Annotated in this window: 16 protein-coding genes and 1 tRNA gene; 9 read left to right on the top strand and 8 right to left on the bottom strand. The window is 57.2% G+C overall.

Going from position 1 to position 20133, the window contains the following annotated elements; translation table 11 throughout:
- Window positions 1-11: 11 nt before the first annotated feature.
- Both QTL94_RS07240 and QTL94_RS07235 read left to right on the top strand, forming a co-directional pair.
- On the top strand, window positions 12-434 hold the full coding sequence (locus QTL94_RS07240) for a MerR family transcriptional regulator (protein ID WP_065692547.1): 423 nt from the start codon (window positions 12-14) through the stop codon (window positions 432-434).
- A 157-nt stretch (window positions 435-591) separates the two neighbouring features.
- Window positions 592-2682, top strand: a complete 2091-nt coding sequence (locus QTL94_RS07235) for a putative bifunctional diguanylate cyclase/phosphodiesterase (RefSeq protein WP_289801077.1) — start codon at window positions 592-594, stop codon at window positions 2680-2682.
- Here the strand turns inward: QTL94_RS07235 and QTL94_RS07230 are convergent.
- Window positions 2653-3573, bottom strand: coding sequence for a LysR family transcriptional regulator (locus QTL94_RS07230; protein WP_289801076.1), 921 nt, complete (start codon window positions 3571-3573; stop codon window positions 2653-2655). The two genes, QTL94_RS07235 and QTL94_RS07230, sit on opposite strands and share 30 nt — an antisense overlap.
- A 91-nt stretch (window positions 3574-3664) precedes the next feature.
- Between QTL94_RS07230 and QTL94_RS07225 the strand changes: the two genes are divergently transcribed.
- The 4 genes from QTL94_RS07225 to QTL94_RS07210 all read left to right on the top strand — a co-directional run bounded on the left by QTL94_RS07225 (window position 3665) and on the right by QTL94_RS07210 (window position 7564).
- A complete protein-coding gene (locus tag QTL94_RS07225; protein ID WP_289801075.1) occupies window positions 3665-4792 on the top strand; it encodes a TDT family transporter in 1128 nt (375 codons plus the stop codon).
- Window positions 4793-4944: 152 nt separating this feature from the next.
- Window positions 4945-6012, top strand: coding sequence for a cyclic nucleotide-gated ion channel (locus QTL94_RS07220; RefSeq protein WP_289801074.1), 1068 nt, complete (start codon window positions 4945-4947; stop codon window positions 6010-6012).
- Between the two features lie 165 nt (window positions 6013-6177).
- Window positions 6178-7377 (top strand): tRNA 2-thiouridine(34) synthase MnmA, encoded by a 1200-nt coding sequence (mnmA, locus tag QTL94_RS07215; protein WP_065692552.1) that lies wholly within the window; start codon window positions 6178-6180, stop codon window positions 7375-7377.
- Window positions 7378-7487: 110 nt separating this feature from the next.
- Window positions 7488-7564: transfer RNA gene (locus QTL94_RS07210), tRNA-Met, on the top strand.
- On the opposite strand, the gene QTL94_RS28290 is transcribed toward QTL94_RS07210, so the two are convergent.
- Window positions 7521-8495 carry a class I SAM-dependent methyltransferase gene (locus QTL94_RS28290; RefSeq protein WP_354666052.1) on the bottom strand — a complete coding sequence of 325 codons (975 nt, stop codon included), beginning with the start codon at window positions 8493-8495 and terminating at the stop codon, window positions 7521-7523. The genes QTL94_RS07210 and QTL94_RS28290 overlap by 44 nt on opposite strands.
- A 242-nt stretch (window positions 8496-8737) precedes the next feature.
- Window positions 8738-10681, bottom strand: coding sequence for an acyltransferase family protein (locus QTL94_RS07205; RefSeq protein WP_289801073.1), 1944 nt, complete (start codon window positions 10679-10681; stop codon window positions 8738-8740).
- Window positions 10682-11039: 358 nt separating this feature from the next.
- Here QTL94_RS07205 and wecB point away from each other — a divergent pair, with 358 nt between their 5' ends.
- From wecB to QTL94_RS07190, 3 genes are read left to right on the top strand one after another with little or no spacing between them, the layout of a single operon-like run.
- Window positions 11040-12158, top strand: a complete 1119-nt coding sequence (wecB, locus tag QTL94_RS07200; RefSeq protein WP_289801072.1) for a non-hydrolyzing UDP-N-acetylglucosamine 2-epimerase — start codon at window positions 11040-11042, stop codon at window positions 12156-12158.
- Window positions 12158-13414, top strand: a complete 1257-nt coding sequence (gene wecC / locus QTL94_RS07195; protein ID WP_354666051.1) for a UDP-N-acetyl-D-mannosamine dehydrogenase — start codon at window positions 12158-12160, stop codon at window positions 13412-13414. The genes wecB and wecC overlap by 1 nt, the downstream gene beginning before the upstream one ends.
- 25 nt (window positions 13415-13439) lie before the next feature.
- Window positions 13440-15284, top strand: a complete 1845-nt coding sequence (locus tag QTL94_RS07190) for a glycosyltransferase family 4 protein (protein WP_289801071.1) — start codon at window positions 13440-13442, stop codon at window positions 15282-15284.
- A gap of 174 nt (window positions 15285-15458) precedes the next feature.
- Here QTL94_RS07190 and QTL94_RS07185 read toward each other — a convergent pair whose 3' ends face one another.
- The 5 genes from QTL94_RS07185 to QTL94_RS07165 form a co-directional block, all read right to left on the bottom strand.
- Window positions 15459-17234, bottom strand: coding sequence for an ABC transporter ATP-binding protein (locus tag QTL94_RS07185; protein WP_289801070.1), 1776 nt, complete (start codon window positions 17232-17234; stop codon window positions 15459-15461).
- A gap of 404 nt (window positions 17235-17638) precedes the next feature.
- Entirely contained in the window at window positions 17639-17884 is a 246-nt protein-coding gene (locus QTL94_RS07180) for a DUF982 domain-containing protein (protein ID WP_342587901.1), read from the bottom strand.
- A 151-nt stretch (window positions 17885-18035) separates the two neighbouring features.
- The gene (locus QTL94_RS07175) at window positions 18036-18989 is read right to left on the bottom strand and encodes a lytic transglycosylase domain-containing protein (protein WP_289801069.1); all 954 of its coding nucleotides are present in this window, start codon (window positions 18987-18989) and stop codon (window positions 18036-18038) included.
- 144 nt (window positions 18990-19133) lie between these two features.
- A complete protein-coding gene (locus tag QTL94_RS07170) occupies window positions 19134-19721 on the bottom strand; it encodes a transglutaminase-like cysteine peptidase (protein WP_065692508.1) in 588 nt (195 codons plus the stop codon).
- 199 nt (window positions 19722-19920) lie between these two features.
- Window positions 19921-20133, bottom strand: a 213-nt coding sequence (locus QTL94_RS07165) for a hypothetical protein (protein WP_289801068.1), incomplete at its 5' end; no start/stop codon positions are given.

Below are 20133 nucleotides of genomic sequence, written 5' to 3'. Positions count from 1 at the left end.
AGTGGAAAAACATGAAGAAGATTACTATTGGAGAAGCCTCCCGGCAAAGTGGCGTGAAGGTGCCGACCATCCGGTACTACGAGAGCATCGGACTGCTGGCCGAGCCCAACCGCAGCGAAGGGAACCAGCGCTCCTACGAGCCGTCGGATCTGCGCCGGCTCGCCTTCATCCGGCACGCCCGCGAACTCGGCTTCGAAGTGGATGCCATTCGTGCGCTGCTGACCCTTCAGGACGACCCGAACCAGTCCTGCGCGTCGGCCGATGCGATTGCCAAGGCGCGTCTTGTGGAGGTCGAACAGCGTATCCGTAGCCTGACGGCGTTGAAGGCTGAGCTTGAGACGATGATCAAGGGATGTGTGCACGGCCGTGTCGACGAGTGCAGGGTGATCGAGGTTCTGGCTGATCATGGCCAGTGTACTCATTCGCACCACTGAAACGCGGGGAAAAGGCAAAAAGCCGGAGCGTAACGCCGCCTTGTTGCACAACTGGAAGGCGTTCGCCTAAAGTTTAGGCGAACTATGATTCTGATTTCATTTAGTTTTTTCGATTATAACAAGTCGGTCCGCCCTCAATATTTCATGTGATTTTGCCATGACCGGCCTTTTGACAGCACTTGTTCCTATCGATGCGCCCAACGATGATTTCCAATCGTTGTTTGCGACCCATCCATCGCCGATGTGGGTCTACGATCCGGACACCTTGCGCTTTTTGATTGTCAACAACGCCGCGGTCGATCTCTACGGATATTCGCCACAGCAATATGCCAGGATGACCGTTCTCGACATTCGGCCCGCGCAGGAGCGTCGGCGAATGCTGGATGCCGTGTACGCACGCACTGATATGGAAAAGGCCGAGCGCTGGACGCATCTCAAGGCGAATGGCGAGATGCTGGAGGTACTGACCTACGGTCGCGCGGTGCGCTTTGACGGTCGTGATGCCATCCTGGCGATTGTGCAAGACCGCACCGAGGTCAATGCCGCGCATCGGGAGGTGACCGATACGCGCTCGCTTCTCGACAGTATCGTCGACAATCTGCCGGTCGGCGTCTTCGTGAAGGACATGGAAGCGGATGGTCGCTACATTCTGTTCAACGAGGCCTGCGGATCAATCGTCGGCTTCAATGCGGCAGACGTGATCGGCCAAAGCGACCGCGCGATCTTCGACGACAAGCAGACGGCCATCTTCAGGGAACAGGATGCCCAGGCATTCGAGGCCGTTTCCACGATCAGCTTCGAGGAGACGATGCGCCGCGTCGACGGCGTGCCGCGCATACTGCGGACGGTGAAACGCGCCTTGCCGGCGCCGCATGGTTCCGAACCGCGCTATCTGCTCGGCATATCGCAGGATGTGACGGAAGAGCGTTCAGTCGAGGCACGCCTTGCCTACATGGCCATGCACGATGCGCTGACCGGCTTGCCGAACCGCGCTTATTTCTCCGAGCATATCCAGCGCGAGGCGGCGCACGCCAGTGCCGAAAGCCCGATCGCGCTCCTCTATCTCGACGTGGATCATTTCAAGCACATCAACGACAGCAAGGGACACGCGGCGGGGGATGCGTTGCTCTGCCAGGTGGCCGCGCGCCTGACGGAGCTTGTGAAGGACGGTGACCTTGTCGCCCGCCTTGGCGGCGATGAGTTCGCACTCGTGCTGCGGCTTACCGAGGATGGCTGTATCGAACGTTTTGCGGAACGCCTGCTCACGGCTCTGTCGAAGCCCTTTGATCTCGACGGCGTCAACGAGCATGTGACCTGCAGCATCGGTATTGCGATGGCGCCGGACCACGCCGCCGATGACGACGTGCTCATGCGGTATGCGGATCTGGCGCTCTATGCGGCCAAGGAGAGCGGGCGCTCCACCTACCGATTCTATGAGGTGGAGATGCGCCGCGAGGCGGAGCGTCGCCACATGCTCACCGTCGAGCTGCGCGAAGCGTTGCAAAGGAACCAGTTCGAGCTCTACTACCAGCCGATTGTCCAGCTCGACGACGACGGCCTCGGCGGGTTCGAAGCACTCATTCGCTGGCGTCATCCCGAGCGTGGGCTCATCCCGCCCATGGATTTCATTCCGGTGGCCGAGGAAACGGGGCTGATTGTTCCGATCGGCGACTGGGTGCTGCGCGAAGCCTGCCGAACGGCGGCCACATGGCCGCAACATCTCAAGATCGCGGTCAACCTTTCCGTCTGCCAGTTTAGACACAACAGCCTGCTTTCGACGGTTGTATCAGCGCTCGACGAAACGGGTCTGCGTCCCGAACGGCTGGAGATCGAGATCACGGAATCGGTCTTCCTTGCGGATGTCGAGCAGAGCCTGCCGCTGTTGCGGGCGCTGAAGGAGCTCGGGATCCGCATCGCCATCGACGATTTCGGCACGGGCTATTCCTCGTTCAGCTACCTGCGCGCCTTCGCCTTCGACAAGATCAAGCTCGATCGCAGCTTCGTGTCGGGTATCGAGAGCGATCCGGGTAATCTCGCCATCGTGCGCGCCGTGGTCGGGATCGGATCTGGCTTCAACGCGACGACGCTTGCCGAAGGGATCGAGACCGAAGAACAATTGCAGAAGCTGCGGGACGAAGGCTTCAGTGAAGTGCAGGGCTTTCTGCTCGGCAAGCCCATGCCGCGCGCGGAAGCCGAAGCCTTGATCGGCGTTGGCGCGTCAAGCCTTTTGGCTGCCGCTGGACGCTGAAACCATGTCGTCAAAGGCATCGGCTGCCTTGCTGCGATAGCGCTCCTCATGGCGCAGCAGGAAGAAGGGGCGGGGAAGCGCCGGCACGTTCGCCTCGACCAGCGCGCCGCTGCGCAGCAGCGGGGCCACGATGCTGCGGGACATCAATGTTGCTCCCGTGCCGGTTTCCACGACACCAATGACGGTTTCATTGCCCGGAAGCGACAGCGGGATGGCGAGAGAGCCGATGCTCATTGCCGCGCCTTCCAGCAGGCTCTCAAACGCGCGGCGTGTGCCTGAGCCGGTTTCGCGCAGGATCCAGGCCGTGTCGGCAAAATCTCGAACGCTTCTCGGCCTTCCATCCGCCCAGGCATGGCCCGGTGCAACGACGACGATCATCTCGTCGGTAGCAACCATGCGTGCGGATACGCTTCGCCGTTCATTCGGCCATTCGATCAGGCCGATTTCCGCCCGACCTTCGGCAACGGCGTCGGCGACCTCTGATGTATTCGCGATGCGAACGCCAAGGGCGATACCCGGATAGCGTCTCTGATACTCCGCCAGGCGCGGTGCCAGCCAATAGCCCGCCACGGTCTGGCTTGCCATGATCGACAGCTCGCCATGCATCAGCCCTGACAGGTCCATGAGTGCCGCTTCGGCCGCCTTTGCACTGGCCAACACCGCATGTGCCTCCTTCAGAAAGAGACGCCCTGTCTCATTCAGAACGATAGAACGTCCGACACGATCGAACAGCGTGACGCGATGGCGGCTTTCCAGGGCGGTGATGGCGGCGCTGACGGCCGATTGCGTCATGTTCAGATGTGCCGCCGCCTGGGTGATGTGCTGGCGAGCGGCGACCTCGGCAAAAATTCTGAGTTGTTCCAGCGTCATTTCGGCCTCGGTTGATACCATTTGATTTTACCGAACAAAATGACAATTACAATTCGTTGGAATCGATTGATTGGCGAGCGTATCGATTGGGCCAGATCAAGGATTGAAAGCAATGGCCACACTCACCGCATCCAACCGCAGCGCGACACGTCTCCTTAACAACGTACGTATCCGGCATTTCACCCCCAACTGGTTTGCGACCACAATGGGGACAGGCATACTTGCTATCTGCCTGGGGCAATTCCCTCACTCACCGCTGCTGGTGCAGATGGGCGGCTTTCTGTGGCTCGCCAACGGTGCGCTTTTCGTTGCTCTCGCAGCCCTCTATGTCGCCAAATGGCTTTTCCATTCGCGCGATGCCCTTCGCGCTGTGGAGCATCCCGTCGTGTCGATGTTCTTCGGCTGCATTCCCATGGGATTGGCGACCATTGTGAATGGTGCGTTGATCTTCGGTATTCCGATGTTCGGAGCGGTCGCCGCGCAGGTGGCTGTCTATCTCTGGTGGATCGATGCGTTTCTGGCAGTTCTGGCGGGGCTTGCCATTCCGTATGCCATGTTCACGCGGCAGGAGCACGCCTTCGAGCACATGAGCGCCATATGGCTGCTGCCGATCGTCGCCAGCGGCGTGACGGCCGCAAGTGGTGGTCTTCTGCTGCCGCATATCGACGGGGCGAGTGCGCAGCTCACGGTGCTGTTTGCAAGCTGTGTGCTTTGGGCCTGCTCCTTGCCGCTTGCCCTCAGCATCCTGACGATCCTCTTCCTGCGACTGGCACTGCACAAGCTGCCGCCGGCAAGCATGGCGGCCACCGCATTTCTGGCGCTCGGGCCGATCGGCACGGGAGCGCTCGGGCTGATGCTGTTTGCAGCAAACGGGCGCAGTGTGCTGGAGGCAAATGGTCTTGATGCCATCGCGGCGGCCATATCGGGAGCGGCACTCCTCGGCGCCATCCTGTTGTGGGCTTACGGTCTCTGGTGGCTCGGCGTGGCTGCGGCCGTCACCGTTCGCTATCTGAAGATCGGCCTGTCGTTCAATCTTGGCTGGTGGGCCTACACTTTCCCGATGGGGGTCTATGCGGTGGCAACGTTGCGTCTGTCGACCATGATTCCGGTTCCGGCACTTGGCGTATTCGGGGCGCTCCTAGTCGTCGTCCTTGCGGCGACATGGCTTCTGGTCGCCACCCGGACAGCCCTGGGGGCGCTTGATGGGGCGCTGTTTTCAGATCCTTGCCTAGAGCAATAGATCGGATCGTGTTTTCCGGGTCTTCCAGACCTCTCGCCCGGTTCGAAATTTCTGCGCGACGCACTGGTTTTGCCGTACCACCTTGTTGTTTCCGTTGCAGATCGCGCGAAGGTATCTATTCTGACGACGCTTCAGGCCGTTCGGAGGAATGAATGTCGGCACGGCCTTTCTTCAGGATATCTGCGGCGGTTAGCGCCTTGCTTGCCGTTACCGGGCTGTTCGCCGTTGCGGCCCTGACGACCCCTGATGTGACGGGGCGAACCAATATCGCTCTTGACGCTGTGCTCGTGGCCATATGGGCCGCCTACGTGTTGCAACTCATCGATACCGTGATCATCCAGCGGGCATCGCGCTCTCGCGACAGGACGCCCGCGATCGCGGTGGACGTGCTCGCTGTTGTGGTGCCCCTTGGTGCCTTCCTTTTTGCCGGCAGCCGCGATCAAAGCCTCTATTGCGCCATATGGCTGCTGAAACCGTTGCGCGATTCGACCTTCTTCCGGATGCTTGGGCGCGTTGTCGCGAATGAGGCCCGCAACCTGGTTGGCGTGACCTCGATCTTCGGCATCGTTCTCTTCGGTGCAGCACTCGCCGCCTATCTGATCGAGCGCGATGTTCAGCCTGACCGCTTTGGCAGCATTCCGCAGGCGATGTGGTGGGCCGTGGTGACGCTATCGACCACGGGCTATGGGGACGAAATTCCACAGAGCTTCGCCGGTCGTATTCTTGCCGGGCTGGTGATGATGAGCGGGATCGGCATCTTTGCGCTCTGGGCCGGTATCCTCGCGACCGGCTTTGCCGAGGAAGTGCGGCGCCGGGATTTCGTGCGCAACTGGCAGCTGGTGGCGGCGGTGCCGCTCTTCCAGAAGCTCAGCTCGGCGGCACTTGTCGAGATCGTGCGGGCATTGCGATCGCGGGTGGTGCCAGCCGGCACCGTGATCTGTCGCAAGGGCGACGTGGGCGACCAGATGTTCTTCATCGTCGAGGGGCATGTCAGCGTCGCGACGCCCAACCCGGTCGACCTGTCCGCCGGCAGCTTTTTTGGCGAGATGGCGCTGATCACGGGCGAACCGCGCTCGGCGACGGTGAGCGCGGCAACCGAGGTCTCGCTGCTCTCCCTTTACGCCGTGGATTTCCAGGTGCTCTCCAGCAGTAACCCCGATATCGCCGAGGTCATTCGCAAGACGGCGCTCGAGCGTCGTGGCATGGTGACAAAGGAATAGGGGGGATCGTCGTGGCAGTGTCGCCCCTTGCGCCGCAAGGCAATCCTTTCTATATCCTCGCCTACGAAAGTGCCCGCGGTCGATCCCGCCGGCAGAGACGGAGGTCTGCCGGATTTGCGCATTGCAGGGCGGATGAAGACACGCTTATAGAATTGGCCACTGCCCGTGAACACACTGGATTTTGACAAGAAGCCGGAAGATACCCGCGTTGTCGTCGCCATGTCAGGCGGCGTCGACAGTTCCGTCGTGGCGGGCATTCTCAAGCGGCAGGGCTACGACGTGCTCGGCATCACGCTGCAGCTCTACGATCACGGCGCGGCCGTTCATCGTGCCGGTTCGTGCTGTGCTGGCCAGGATATCGACGATGCGCGCCGCGTTTGCGAAACGCTCGGCATTCCGCATTACGTCCTGGATTACGAGAAGCGCTTCCGCGATACGGTGATCAATCCGTTCATGGAGAGCTACGTAGCCGGCGAGACGCCGATTCCTTGCGTCTCCTGCAATCAGACGGTCAAGTTCGCGGATCTGCTGGCGACCGCCAAGGAGCTTGGCGCCGATGCGCTGGCGACTGGCCACTATATCCGCTCGCGTGCGAACCCGGCGCCCGGCAATCCCGGCCGCCGTGCGCTTTATCGCCCGGCTGATGCCGACCGCGACCAGAGCTATTTCCTGTTTGCAACCACGCAGGAACAGATCGACTATCTGCGTTTCCCGCTGGGCGGCCTGCCGAAGGCCGAAACCCGCAAGCTTGCAGAAGAGATGGGTCTCGTCGTCGCCAAGAAGGCCGATAGCCAGGACATCTGCTTCGTGCCGCAGGGGAAATACACCGATATCATCAACAAGCTGAAGCCGAATGCGGCGCTCGCCGGCGAGATCGTCCATCTCGACGGGCGCGTGCTCGGCAATCACGAAGGCATCCTGCACTATACGATCGGCCAGCGTCGCGGCATCGGGGTTGCGACCGGCGAGCCACTCTATGTCGTCTATCTCGACGCGCGCTCGCGCCGCGTCATCGTCGGGCCAAAGGAAGCGCTGGAGACGCACCGCGTCTATCTCCGCGACGTCAACTGGCTGGGCGACGAAGAACTGCTGCAGGCAGCTTCGGGCGAAGGCTTTGCCTGCTTTGCCAAGGTGCGCTCGACCCGTGCGCCGACGCCAGCCGTTCTCCATGCCGACCAGAGCGGCATCTACGTCGATCTCGCCGTCGGCGAAGCAGGGGTAGCACCTGGGCAGGCCTGCGCCCTCTACTCGGCTCCAGGCGACAACGCCCGTGTCTACGGCGGCGGTTTCATCGAGCGCTCCGAGCGGGAACCCGCTGCCGAAGCCTCGCTGAAGGCGTTGCTGGCGAGTGCCGTCGCGGCCTGAAAAACTCTCGGGCATTTTCTCGATCATGCGCTTGACATGACCGCAAGGGTCGCCATATAAGCCGCTCATTCAACGAGCCGGGCGCTTCGCAAACGGCATTGTTGGCAGATGGCTGGGTAGCTCAGTTGGTGAGAGCGCAGGATTCATAACCCTGAGGTCGGCGGTTCAATTCCGCCCCCCGCTACCATTTTTATCCCTGACAAGTCTGAAATGCCTAGGATGGAGGATGCCCCATCGGTTCTCTGAGGTCGGAGCGTTCGGGCATTTGCGCCACCGCTGTTGCGACCAGCTGTGGCGGTAAGCTTCGGCGATGGTTGTCCGTTATTGCTCGCGATGATCTCAGTCGAGGCTTCGATGTTTTCCCAGAACCGCTTGGCTCCTGGATGGCGCCTTGAGGGAGGCGTCCAGCCGGCAGGTCGCTTGAATTTATGCAGACCGCTGCTCCAATTGGAGGGCCTTCTCAATTTGACATGGATAAAGTCGCGCTCAAGATCGTAGCGGGGGAAGCGATCAAGCTTGTCCGAGAAACGCTGAACAAAGGCTTCGTCGATCGGCGTTATTGAATATGACGTATGAAGCACGTCAAAGCCAACCATATTGAAATAGTTGAAATAGTCAGCAATCGACAACTGGTTGACCCAAGCCGAGGTTCTTTTTAGGTTCAGCGTCTGATAAAACTGTTCAACGATCTCATCGTCAAACAGCAGGTGTGGCCACGGGAAGAATATGTCTCGATAGCGGTGCGATGCCTTGGGTCCCCGATGTAGGTTCGCGCTGAGCAGAAGATGGCCGCCTGGCTTCAGAACGTCAAAGGCTCTCTTCAGCATTTTGAAAGGGTGGCGAACATGCTCCCAAACGGAGTTTGAGTATATAAGATCGAATTTCCCAATGTCTTGCGGGTCTTCTGCCGTTTGATCTGTCTGAAGCAGAGTGACGCCACGCGGCGCGTCCTCCCATTCTGGGTAGCTCCGGACATCCACGCCAACGACATCGCCGCCATAGGTCTTATTCAAGGCAAAACAGACTTCGCCTCTGCCGCACCCGATTTCAAGAACCCGCTTGCCAGCGACTGGAACTTTGCGATTGATGTTTTCAACGCGGCGGGCGGCGCGCTCCACGAGAGTCGCCGGATCATAGGTGGGCGGAGCCGGCACCAACGGCTTTGTCTTGTATTCCTCGTTCAGAGACAGAAACAGGTCAAGGTCGTATTTCACAGATTCCCCCCTGCGATGCCAAGCCGGCCACCCGTCGTTCTAATATCTGAAACTGTTGTCGTAAATAGCCATCCGCCCTCTCAGCGAGCTTTTTGTTCATCACTACAATCTGGAGTTATCAATACAGGCCATCGATCCCTATGACGCTATCTGTTGTATGAAAGCGTATCCTGTGGTCCAGAAAGCGCAAAGATAGGTTGGAATCGATTTGAGAAGGTCGCCGCGAAGGTGGAAGTGATATGGTGCTGGTCGCGGTAGGCTATCCGCCCGTTTTGGACCGGCGAGCAGATCGGACCAGCGCATATATCATTCGTGAAGTCCAGCAGGGTCACATCCGGATCGACGTCAGGTATCGACGCATACGATGATGCCATAGCCGTTTCGCGCGGTAGTGCGCATCCGTTGCCATAGCCCTTGGACAGGCAGTCGGATACACCGAGACTCATTCGCGGTGTATCTCGAATCAAATATACCGGGATGCCCATATCGCGAAAAATGCTCACGGTTTTCTTGAGGGCGGTTGGCAAGTCCTTCGAGCCTCCTGCCTCTATGCCATAGCGGTCCAACGCATAGGTCGACGAATTAGCAATAATTACGGCTTGGGGCGGCGTTTTCCTTAGGCTTTCGAGAACCGCATTTCTCCAGTGATCGCAATCGATGAACGGGGATTTGGTAGGCGCATACCACACTGTTCCGCTGATTGAGGGGCAACCTGATTTGGTCTCATTGGCGACGCGCCAACCGGAGCCATCAGCGGCTAAAATGATCGCTTCAAGCCATTGAGCAGCATGGCTATCGCCGAAAAGAAGAACAGTCTTCTCGCCATTCCCATATATGCAGTGTGTCGGCGTTTTATCCCAGATTTTATTGACGTGGCAGCCGTCGCGGTAACTTCTTGGTAGGTCCTGGCGCGCAGCAATGATCTCATTATCCAACGCGCTTGGGGGAAAGTGCCGGTTAATGGTTCTGTTGTAGCCGGCAGAGCCGAAGGCGACCGCCACTACACTTAGTCCGCACGCAGATGCAACGATGATCCTTCTAGTTTCGATGCGTGCCTGCTTTCGCAGCGGCTCCTCGACGAGATAGAAAACCGCGATCGCAATGGCACTTCCGATGGTAACGCCGACAGCTGGGGAGGCGACTTTTCCGTTGATTGACGACGCAGCAAATACCAGCGCGGGCCAATGCCACAGGTACAAACTGTAGGACCAGTCTCCCACTAGGCCGAGGCCACTCCTCTTTGGAAAGGTTTGAGCGAGGAGGCGCGAGTCCGGGGCAAAGGCGATGAAAAATGCGGCGCATAGTGTGGGCGCTAGGGTTATCCAGTTCGGATAGAGCTCATCTTCGGAGACCAGCACAATGCCAGCGAGCATGCCGGCAAAAGCTGCCCAAGCGATAATGCCACGGAGCTGGGGGTTTCCCAACATCGATATTGGCTTGATGTACAGCGCTAGAAGGCCGCCAATCGCAAACTCCCAAGCGCGTGTGTGCAGCAAGAAGAAAGCGAGATTCTGGTTGAAATGCACCGTCCAGACGGCGAGGGAAAACGAGACAGCCGCTGTAAGGGCAAGGCCATAACCAATCACGCGCTTGCGCCAAGTTCCCTTTACGAAGCTGACGACCAGTAGCGCTATGGGCAGCACGAGGTAGAATTGTTCTTCGACGTTCAATGACCAAAAATGCAAGACAGCACTCGGCAGATCGGTCGAACTGAAATAGTCGCTCGACTGCTTTGAAAAACGAATGTTTCCAAAAAACAGAGCGTTCGCCTGAACGTCTTTTGCCAAGCCGGCTGCTCTGTACCTAGCGAGAAAAATATAGCTCAGCAGAAGGGTTACCGAGAGCGTCAGCAGCGCATTCGGAAGAAGACGCGCAGCCCGCGCGCTCGCAAAGCTGAACCAACGAATTCTGCCAGTCTCGAAAAGTTCAGTTGAGAGCTTGCCCGTTATCAAAAAACCCGAGATGACAAAGAAGATATCAACGCCGGTGAAACCACCTCCCATGCCAGGAACGCTCGCGTGATAGCCGATCACAGCAAGAACAGCGACTGCTCGTAAAAGCTGTATATCTGCCCTTTTTTGCCCAGTCATTGAGGTCTCCAAATCTCTTGGGCAGTTCCGTACACGCGGTTCTAAGTAAACTCTAGGGACGCGATGTCACAGTGAGCAGCAAAGGTGATCGGGACGTTCCCATATGGCGTTGGTTGTAGTGACGTGTCATTTCCTCTTGGTTGCTCGTGTATTTCGATTGCAATCTATGGTATGTAATATTTGAATTGTTGGCCTTTATGTGGCGCCCTCCCGGATTGGTTAAACGCTTTATCTTTCTCGCCGTAACCGTTTGTGAACAGCCTGTAACACTTTGTAAACAACTTAGAGGGGTTGTATCGATCATCGGATATTGCTTACGGATGCAAGCTAATCTATTGCCCCTCATAGGGGGTACCTTATGAAGAAAGTTATGACGGTCTTTGGGACCCGACCCGAAGCGATTAAAATGGCTCCGATTGTTTCGGAACTGCAAACACGAGCCGATTTCACCTCCTGCGTGTGTGTAACCGCTCAGCATCGCGAAATGCTCGATCAGGTGCTCGATGTCTTTGCGATTAAGCCGCATCACGACCTGAATGTCATGCGGGCAGGCCAGACGTTGTTTCATGTGACGTCGGCTATCCTGCTTGGATTGCAGGCGATCCTGGAGGCGGAAAAGCCTGACGTGCTATTGGTGCACGGAGATACCGCAACTACCTTCGCGGCGTCCCTGGCTGGCTATTACAGCCGGATACCGGTTGGACACGTCGAGGCAGGTCTGAGGACAGGCAATCTTTATTCTCCGTGGCCTGAAGAGGGGAATCGAAAGCTCACGAGCGCGATCGCGACGCATCATTTTGCACCGACCGAGGCTGCGCGGCAAAATCTTCTTGCCGAGAATGTCGATCCCTCGTCAATCGTCGTCACCGGCAATACGGTTATCGATGCCCTTGTCAGCGTAAAGCAGCGACTGGATGCTGACCGCTTGCTCCAAGCAAGCATCAGGTCGCGTTTTCCGTTCCTATCGGACGGCAATCGGATCATCCTCGTGACGGGACACAGGCGCGAGAATTTCGGCGCCGGTTTTGAGCGCATATGTCAAGGCTTGCGCAATATCGCAGAACGGTTTCCGGACTGCACGATTGTCTATCCAGTTCACTTGAATCCGAATGTCCGTGAGCCGGTAAGCCGCATACTCGGGAATGTTCTGAACATTCTGCTTATCGAACCTCAAGATTACGTTCCCTTCGTTTATCTCATGAGCCAATCAGAGATAATCTTGACTGACTCTGGAGGGATCCAGGAGGAGGCGCCGTCTCTTGGGAAGCCGGTCCTTGTGTTTCGCGATACGACAGAAAGGCCGGAGGCGGTGGCTTCGGGCACCGTTCGGCTGGTCGGCACTGATGTCGACAAAATCACAAACGAGGTATCCCTACTGCTATCCAATTCGGACGCCTACCGAGCGATGAGCTCGGCTAACAACCCTTATGGCGACGGATACGCAAGCAAGCGGATTATAGATTGGTTGCATAAATAATGACTGCGAAGAACTTCACAAAAATCTCTGTCATAGGATTGGGCTACATTGGTCTTCCGACTGCAGCCCTATTTGCGTCGCGGAAAATCCAGGTTGTCGGAATTGACGTCAGCCAAAGCGTCGTGGACACCATAAACAAGGGCGAAATCCATATCGTAGAACCCGACCTCGATATCGTTGTTCACAGCGTTGTCCACGAGGGTTATTTGCGTGCATCAACTGTTCCAGAACCCGCAGAAGCCTTCCTGATCGCTGTTCCAACGCCCTTTACGGGTGAGAGCCATGATCCCGATCTCAGGTACATCGAAGCGGCGGCGAAATCGATCGCTCCTGTACTTCAGCCGGGAAATCTCGTGGTGTTGGAATCGACGTCTCCGGTTGGAGCAACTGAACAGATGTCCGCGTGGTTGGCCGAAGCACGACCAGATCTTTCTTTCCCGCAGCAAGCAGGCGAGGATTCGGACATCCGAATTGCGCACTGTCCCGAGCGGGTTTTGCCGGGGAAAGTTATTCAAGAACTGGTGTCCAATGATCGTATTATCGCCGGCATGACGCGCCGGTGCTCCGACTTGGCAGTGCAGCTATATCGCGCCTTCGTTGAGGGCGATTGCGTATTGACTAATCCTCGCACGGCGGAACTCGCAAAACTGACGGAAAACAGCTTTAGGGATGTGAATATTGCGTTTGCCAATGAACTCTCATTGGTATGCGAACGCTTGAAAGTTGATGTCTGGGAGTTGATTAGCCTAGCCAACCATCATCCTCGGGTAAATATCTTGCAGCCTGGCCCGGGGGTTGGGGGGCATTGTATCGCAGTTGATCCTTGGTTCATCGTTTCCAGTGCTCCGGAGGAATCGCGTCTGATAAGGACGGCTCGGGAGGTCAACGATAGTAAGCCGGGATGGGTGTTGGAAAAGATAAAGAAGGTCGTCGGCGAAACCCTGATGAGCTCACCCGAGCGCCGGGCGGTTGATCTGAAGGTTGCGTGCTACGGCATGGCATTCAAGCCGAATATTGATGACCTGAGAGAGAGCCCTGCTTTGGAAATCATCCAGAACCTAAGTAAGGAGCATCCGGGTGAAGTTGTTGTTGTAGAGCCGAACATAGACGACCTGCCAAAGGGATTTGGCCATCTTCGGCTGATGGATGTCGATGATGCATTAGGATATGCCGACGTTCACGTCGTATTGGTTGCGCATAAGGAATTCGCGGGAAAGTGCTTTCCGCCCACAACGGTGAAGGCTGTAGCAGTCTAATTTCAATTGGCGATCGGGGGATCCAATGGCTTTGATGCATGCGACGAGGCTCGACAACGTAGATGGACGAAACACGGCCTCTTTCGGATTCGAACTGAGAGATGAACTTGTCCAATACTCCGTCGATTTGGTGCGAGCACACAAGAAGCGGGCGGCGAGGCATCCCCTGAAGCATCTTTTGACGCCCCACAAGCTTATCATGGCGGGGAGGATAAAGAAGATCGCCCGGCAAATACAGCGCTTGGCGGATGAGAATAGCCACATCCCGGATAGCGTTGCCTCGTCAATATGGCAGCAGATATCGCGCGCACCACTCCCTGCGGCAGTCCGGGGAGAGGTCGCAGGCGCTTTGTTGGCAGCGCTTTCCAGATTGGACAAAAATGTTGCCAAGCAGTTTGTCGGCATAGCCCAGCGGAATAAAGGCGAATTCTTCGACAAGTTGGTCTACTTTTCGCTAATGCAGTCCGCGCTAGACTTGGAGAGTGCGCTCTCGACTGCGGAGGAGTTGTTAGCGAGCAACGACCTGACAACGGCGCAACGTTCATTTTTAACACGGCAGCCAGTAATGTTGCTTTCTGCTCGGAAATTGGTCGCCAAGACGACTGTTTCAGCAGGGCAGACAACAAAAAATAGGGTTGCCTATATTGCTGCCTCCAGTCTCCCATATAACGTCACCGGCTACACGACGCGTACCCATGGCGTAGCCAAGGGTTACCAAGGCATTGGGCTGGACGTGCAGGTGATTACGCGGCCGTCCTTCCCCTTGAATTTCCACAAGGACCTTCCGGTCGAAAGCATACCCGCCGTCGACGAGATCGATGGCGTACCTTACCATCGCATATTGAAGCCTACTGAATCGCGACACGATACGCTTGAGTGGGTCAAATCGGCTGCGGATGCTTTGGAGCAGAAAATACGTGCGCTACAGCCGGAAATCGTTGTCGCCGCTTCTAACTTCATGAATAGCCTGCCGGCGCTTATTGCTGCCAAGCGGCTTGGATTGCCGTTCGCTTATGAAGTTCGTGGAATGTGGGAACTCACGAGAGAGTCGAAGGACCCCGGCTACAACAAGACACCGGATTATGCTGTTACAGTCGCGCTTGAGAGTTTTGTGGCGCAGCAGGCGGATGTCGTACTAACGCTAACCGAGCCTATGAAGACGGACCTTATTTCGCGTGGCGTTGATCCGCGACGGATCCACTTGATGCCGAATGGGGTGGATGATGCATCGGTTTTCAGCCCTGAAGAAGATCGGACACTTGCTGAAAAGCTGAAGATACCGGCGGGCATTCCCGTTATTGGGTATGTCGGTTCGATCATCGAATATGAAGGCCTTCCTGATCTGGCGCGGGCGTCTGTTGCGCTGGCAAAAAAGGGATATGACTTCAGGCTTCTGATCGTTGGAAGTGAGAAGCGTCTCAAGGACGGCACGGCTCCCATAACTGACGAGATCCAAGAGTGCTTTCGCGCGGCGGGTCTAAGCGACAAGCTGATCATGCCGGGCCGCGTTCCTTTCGAGACTGTGAGTTCTTACTACTCACTGATCGAGATCGCTCCTATTCCGCGCCTGCCTTTCAAGGTGAGCGAGATGGTTTCTCCCATAAAGCCAATTGAGGCTTTGGCGATGGGCAAGGTGCTCATCGTATCTAACGTTGAGGCATTGAAGGATTTCGCCCAGGCAGGTGAAACCGGATTGCTGTTTGAGAAAGGCAATGTCGCCGATCTCGAAGCTAAAATTCGCCTGGCGCTGGATAAACCTGAGCTTCGCAGCACCCTGAAGGTCAATGCCCAACAGTTCGTGCGTGAAAATCGCACTTGGTCCGCGATCTGCGAGCGAGCGGCCGGCCATCTAGGTTTGGAAAGAGTGTAAAGCGGCGCTTGGGTTCCGGCTAAAAGGAAACTCTTTGTCGATTGCAGATGGGCAAATCGTGTGCGCTTAGCGATCGATGGTGAATGGCGATGCGGCTCAGCCCCAGCACACTGAAGTCACCCTCCTTTCAACCGGGCTGCGACGCGGCCCGGTTGAAATGTTTCTTGTACCGCACTAAGCGGAAAAACTGTGTAGTTCGTTGAGCCGAGAATAAATCCCACCGTCTTTCTGCGAAAGCGATTGGTGGGTGCCTTCCTCTACAGCCCTTCCGTTGTTCATCACAACGATCTTGTCAGCATTTCGGATTGTTGAAAAACGATGCGCGATAACAATAACTGTTCTGCCCGCCATGGCCGCTTCGAGGGCTTTCTGAACAATGCCTTCTGACTCTACGTCGAGGGATGAGGTCGCTTCATCGAGAAGCAAGATCGGAGCGTTCCGCAGGATTGCCCGTGCTATCGATAGCCGTTGACGTTGGCCGCCCGACAGAGTGATGCCATTTTCACCGAGCGGTGTATTATACCCTTGCGGTTGCTCCAAAATAAAATCATGCGCATAAGCGAGACGGGCGGCCTCCTCGATCTCACCGGTCGTCGCACCTGGACGGCCAAGTCTGATATTCTCGCCAATCGTGCCTTCGAACAGATATGGCTGCTGCGAAACGTAAGCGATCTTTTCTCGCAAGGATCGTTTGGTCACAGAAGCAATATTTTGGTCGTCAACGAAGATACCGCCTTCCGCCGTATCGAAAAAACGCAGCAGCAAAGTCGCCAACGTCGACTTGCCGGCGCCTGATGGTCCCACAAGCGCAGTGGTCTGGCCGCGTTCAGCTGTGAACGAGACCTTATTCAGAACGTGTTGTTCACCATAGCCAAAGGACACCTCCCGAAATTCAACCTTTCCCCCGGAAACTTCCAGTTTGGGTGCGGAAGGTGCATCTGGTTGGTTAGGTTCGGAATCCAAGAGCGCGTACAACATCTTGGCGTTGTTCGCTGCGCGCTGCATCTGAACCTGAATTTTGGTCAGTCGACGCGCGGGATCATAAGCCATCAACAACGCGGTAATGAATGAGAAGAACGCTCCCGGAGGCACATTGTGGTATATCGTTCGGTACGCCGCGTAACCGATCACGCTTGCTACCGCCGCACCGGCAAAAGTTTCGACCATGGGGCCGTTGCGCTCGGACAGCCGCACAATCTGGTTAGAGCGGTTTTCTGCTGCGCGAATTACCTCATCAAGGTTTTTTTCTAACTGGCGTTCCATCGTGAAGGCTTTCACGATGGAAATCCCCTGTATCGTTTCCTGGAACGCCCCAAAAACCCGACCGGTAATTTTGACGCCTTCCGAGTTGGCGTGTCTCAGTTCGCGTGCGAGGCGCTGCAATCCGAAGAGCATGGGTGGCGCAAAAACCAAGGCTATGAACGCCAAGACGAAATCTTGATAGAACATCACACCGACAAGCGATACCAGCGACAAGATATCGCGTGTTGTCGACGTGATCGTCAGATTGAGAACTTCGCGCACGCCAGTAATATTCTGGTTTATCTGAGCAACAACCTGTGCGGAACGTCGTGAATTGAAGAATTCGACTGAAAGTTTCATCAGGTGCGCCGCCACGCGACGCTGATAAGTCGCGATGATATTGTTGCTAACTCTGGAGAGCGCCACGGCTTGCCCATAGCTGGCAAAGCCTCTCAGCGAAAATGCAACAAAAATAGATAGGCAGATTAGCCAGACGTTTTCTGCGTTTCCTGCCGCAAAGGCCTGATCGATGAACGACTTCATTATGTATGCCACATAAGAAGTCGAAAGCGCTACGGTGACCAGACAGATCCCTGCAAAGATGTATCCGCGGATATGCGCGCGGCCATTCTCAGCAAAGACGCGCCGGAGCACTCTCAGTCCATCCTCTCGACTCAAGCTTTTGACTTTTGTCTGGCGCTTACCCAACGTTCAAACCTCTGACAATTCCGATTGCCACGCCATATAAAGGCTCTGTGACCATATGGCTAGCAGACTCGCCAACAGCGTTTAGTCTGGGGCATTCGTGTTGTTCTTTATCAACATCCCAGCTTGCCGCAGTCAGTAATGATACGTTAGTCGCTGCACTATTCGGCGCCCCGCAAAAGTTGCTGTTAGGCTACCCAGTCATTTCATGTCCTGATGTCAGCAATTGGCACGTGGCCAGGATATTGGCGGGAGCAAGAAGCGTGGTCGGAGTGCTCCAAAAAATAGCGTTTTATCAAGCGAGACAGTTTCTCCGCCAACATGGTCGTGTCCGGCGATTGGCGCGGAAGACTGATCGATGGGCTCCCCGCAACGTGTGGCGACCAGTCAACTAAAGCACGCAACACTCAGTGGACCACCGCGATGTAGCGGATTCCTGCTTCGTGCGCGGCGCGGATCAGCGCGTCGCGCGCCGCGGTTGGGGAGATGATGCCGTGGATGGCGTCGAGGCAGGCCTTGACGGCGACGACGTATTCCTCGCCGTCATCGCTTGGCCATCGCTTTATCAGGATCTCGGCGGCCTCTCCGAGGGTTCGGACGGGCCTGGATCGTTCCTGGCCACCCAGGACGAGGGTCAGAGCGGGAAATTCCATATATGTGTGCCGAAACATTACAACTGGCCTCTACACAATGAAGATATTGATAACTGTGCAAGGAGCATTCCAATTGAGTGGGGGAAAAGCCTTGCCGATGGGCTTGACGCTTCCAGGCGGCGGTAAAGCGGGACCCGTCGCGCTGACCCGGCTAGAGGGGCTGCGTCTTGAAGACGAGGCAGGTTCCGCCGTTCTTCTTGATTTCATCGCAGGTGTCGTTCGCTTCCGCGCGTGTCTGTCGTCCGATGCGGGCGCTGTAGCGGGGGCGGAAGCCGAAGCTTCTGTCTCTATGGGGAATGATAAGCGGCAGCTCGTCCTTGAGCGGCGATGGAAGCCTGACGATGGCACTGGCAAATAGGGCGCGTGCCGTGTCCGGCGTCGTGCTTGCCGCGAGCTGTACGCCCCAGGGCGCCCAGACGCCTTCGGGCTTATAGGTCGGCGCGGCCAGCCGGCGGCTTTCGGCGAGTGTCACGCAGGCGTCAAGAAAAGGGGCTTTCTGGTCGAGGAGGGGTTGAGCGAAATCGCTCGTGGAGGTCTTCCATTCCTCGACGGTGTGTCCGGTGATATTGAGGACGTAGCTTCGCGTCTCGAACGGCAATGTGCCTGCGTTCAGGAAATTCGCGAGGCGTTGTTCGCCGGCGTTATAGGCCGCTGCGGCGAGGCCCAGGTTGCCGAAGCGGGCTTTTAGTTCGCCCAGATATTCCGCCGACGCGCGCAGGGCCTGAACGACGTCGAAACTGTCGTTCAATCCGCGCAATTCGGCAGTGCCCGGCATGAATTGGGCAATGCCGCGCGCTCCCTTGGGGCTGACTGCATCGGCGCGAAATCGGCTCTCCCGCCATATGAGCCTGGCGAGATAGTCAGGCGGCAGGGCGTTGGCGTTTGCGACATGGGCGATCGCGGTGCAGAGGTCGCGATTGAAGCTCGCGGCCTTGATGCACAGGTGATCGTCGCTGGTGAGGTCGGTTGCGCTTGAATAGAGGCAGGTGGCCTCGCTCGCGATTTCCTGCGACGCCGCGGGGCGGGAAACAGGCGTGATAAGCACCAGCGCGGCCGCCAAGCGTGCCGCTGTCGAAATGCACCAGTTCCGCCGAAGTGCCGCCATCTGAGTGTCGTCCCGCGTGCCTCTTGATTAGCATCGGCGGGCGAGGGAAGGCAACCGGATGGTTCCCCATGCCTTCCCCTGGACGGGCGGACGACCGCTAGGCGCGATCGTCCCTGGCTGCCGCCTTGGTGGCGGATATTGCACTCAGCCCTTGTAGAATTGGCCTGCGCGCGGGCCTGCAAGGGTAACCTGCCAGCTGCCCTTCCTCTTGAAATTCTGGCTGGCGAGGAAGGTATAGCCTGTCCGATGCCATGGTTTGACGCTGCCGCTGAGATTGTCGAGAACATAGTCGCCAGAGTTCAAGCGGGCGAGCAAGACGATGTGGTTGTTGCCGCTATGATCGAGGACGACCGATAGTGCCAGCTTATTGGAGGGGAACCCTACGTTGAGCAAGGTCTTCATTTTCAGAAGCGCATAGTCTTCACAGTCACCCCGGTTGTTGATCGGCAGCGACCAGTACTCGGACTTCCCCGTCGTGGTTCGGTCTTCGGCCGGTATCACGCTGGCGTTTACGTAACGGTTGACCTGCTGCAACACGCGCAAAGCCTGCCCGTCGTCGATGTTGCCGCCACCCTTGCCGTGGCACACCCAACCATATCTGGCGCAAGCAGAACTGAAGCCAATCGGCGCTGCGATAGATCTACTTGCTGGAACCTCAGATCCAGCAAAACCTTGACTGGTCCATAAAGGAACCGAAACAACAACACCGAGAATGGCCAAAATCTTCCGCATGCAAAGCTCCTATGTTCGCCCGTGATTTGCTCTAGCGCTACTATTGGATGACGTATTAGCTCTTAATAATGTAATTGTAGCCAAATTGAGTACACGCTCATATTTTGTTTCTTCTTTCAAAATTAGGTTGCCCTAATAAACTCTCCCCCTGTTAACGTCACGTTAACCATGGGAGTGAGCGATATGAACAGAACAGTAATCAAGCTCTCTGTCGGCAGGCGGCGGCGGCAACGGCGGCGGCGGCGGTAACGGCGGCGGCGGCGGCAATGGCGGCGGCGGCGGTAACGGCGGCGGCGGCGGCAATGGCGGCGGCGGCGGCAACGGCGGCGGCGGCGGCAATGGCGGCGGCGGCGGTAACGGCGGCGGCGGCGGCAATGGCGGCGGCGGCGGTAACGGCGGCGGCGGCGGCAAT

Source organism: Rhizobium sp. S96, assembly GCF_030382195.1.
In the GTDB taxonomy this organism is placed as follows: Bacteria; Pseudomonadota; Alphaproteobacteria; order Rhizobiales; family Rhizobiaceae; genus Rhizobium.
Note: the sequence above shows the minus strand (reverse complement) of the source record. Positions and strands in the feature narration are given on the sequence as shown.

Bases quoted from the DNA above. Each gene is read 5' to 3' on its own strand.
- QTL94_RS07225 (WP_289801075.1), top strand. From the start codon at position 3,665: ATGGCCACACTCACCGCATCCAACCGCAGCGCGACACGTCTCCTTAAC.
- QTL94_RS07220 (WP_289801074.1), top strand. From the start codon at position 4,945: ATGTCGGCACGGCCTTTCTTCAGGATATCTGCGGCGGTTAGCGCCTTG.
- QTL94_RS07175 (WP_289801069.1), bottom strand. From the start codon at position 18,989: ATGGCGGCACTTCGGCGGAACTGGTGCATTTCGACAGCGGCACGCTTG.
- QTL94_RS07240 (WP_065692547.1), top strand. From the start codon at position 12: ATGAAGAAGATTACTATTGGAGAAGCCTCCCGGCAAAGTGGCGTGAAG.
- QTL94_RS07230 (WP_289801076.1), bottom strand. From the start codon at position 3,573: ATGGTATCAACCGAGGCCGAAATGACGCTGGAACAACTCAGAATTTTT.
- QTL94_RS07205 (WP_289801073.1), bottom strand. From the start codon at position 10,681: ATGACTGGGCAAAAAAGGGCAGATATACAGCTTTTACGAGCAGTCGCT.
- QTL94_RS07235 (WP_289801077.1), top strand. From the start codon at position 592: ATGACCGGCCTTTTGACAGCACTTGTTCCTATCGATGCGCCCAACGAT.
- wecC (WP_354666051.1), top strand. From the start codon at position 12,158: ATGACTGCGAAGAACTTCACAAAAATCTCTGTCATAGGATTGGGCTAC.
- QTL94_RS07180 (WP_342587901.1), bottom strand. From the start codon at position 17,884: ATGGAATTTCCCGCTCTGACCCTCGTCCTGGGTGGCCAGGAACGATCC.
- QTL94_RS07170 (WP_065692508.1), bottom strand. From the start codon at position 19,721: ATGCGGAAGATTTTGGCCATTCTCGGTGTTGTTGTTTCGGTTCCTTTA.
- QTL94_RS07190 (WP_289801071.1), top strand. From the start codon at position 13,440: ATGGCTTTGATGCATGCGACGAGGCTCGACAACGTAGATGGACGAAAC.
- wecB (WP_289801072.1), top strand. From the start codon at position 11,040: ATGAAGAAAGTTATGACGGTCTTTGGGACCCGACCCGAAGCGATTAAA.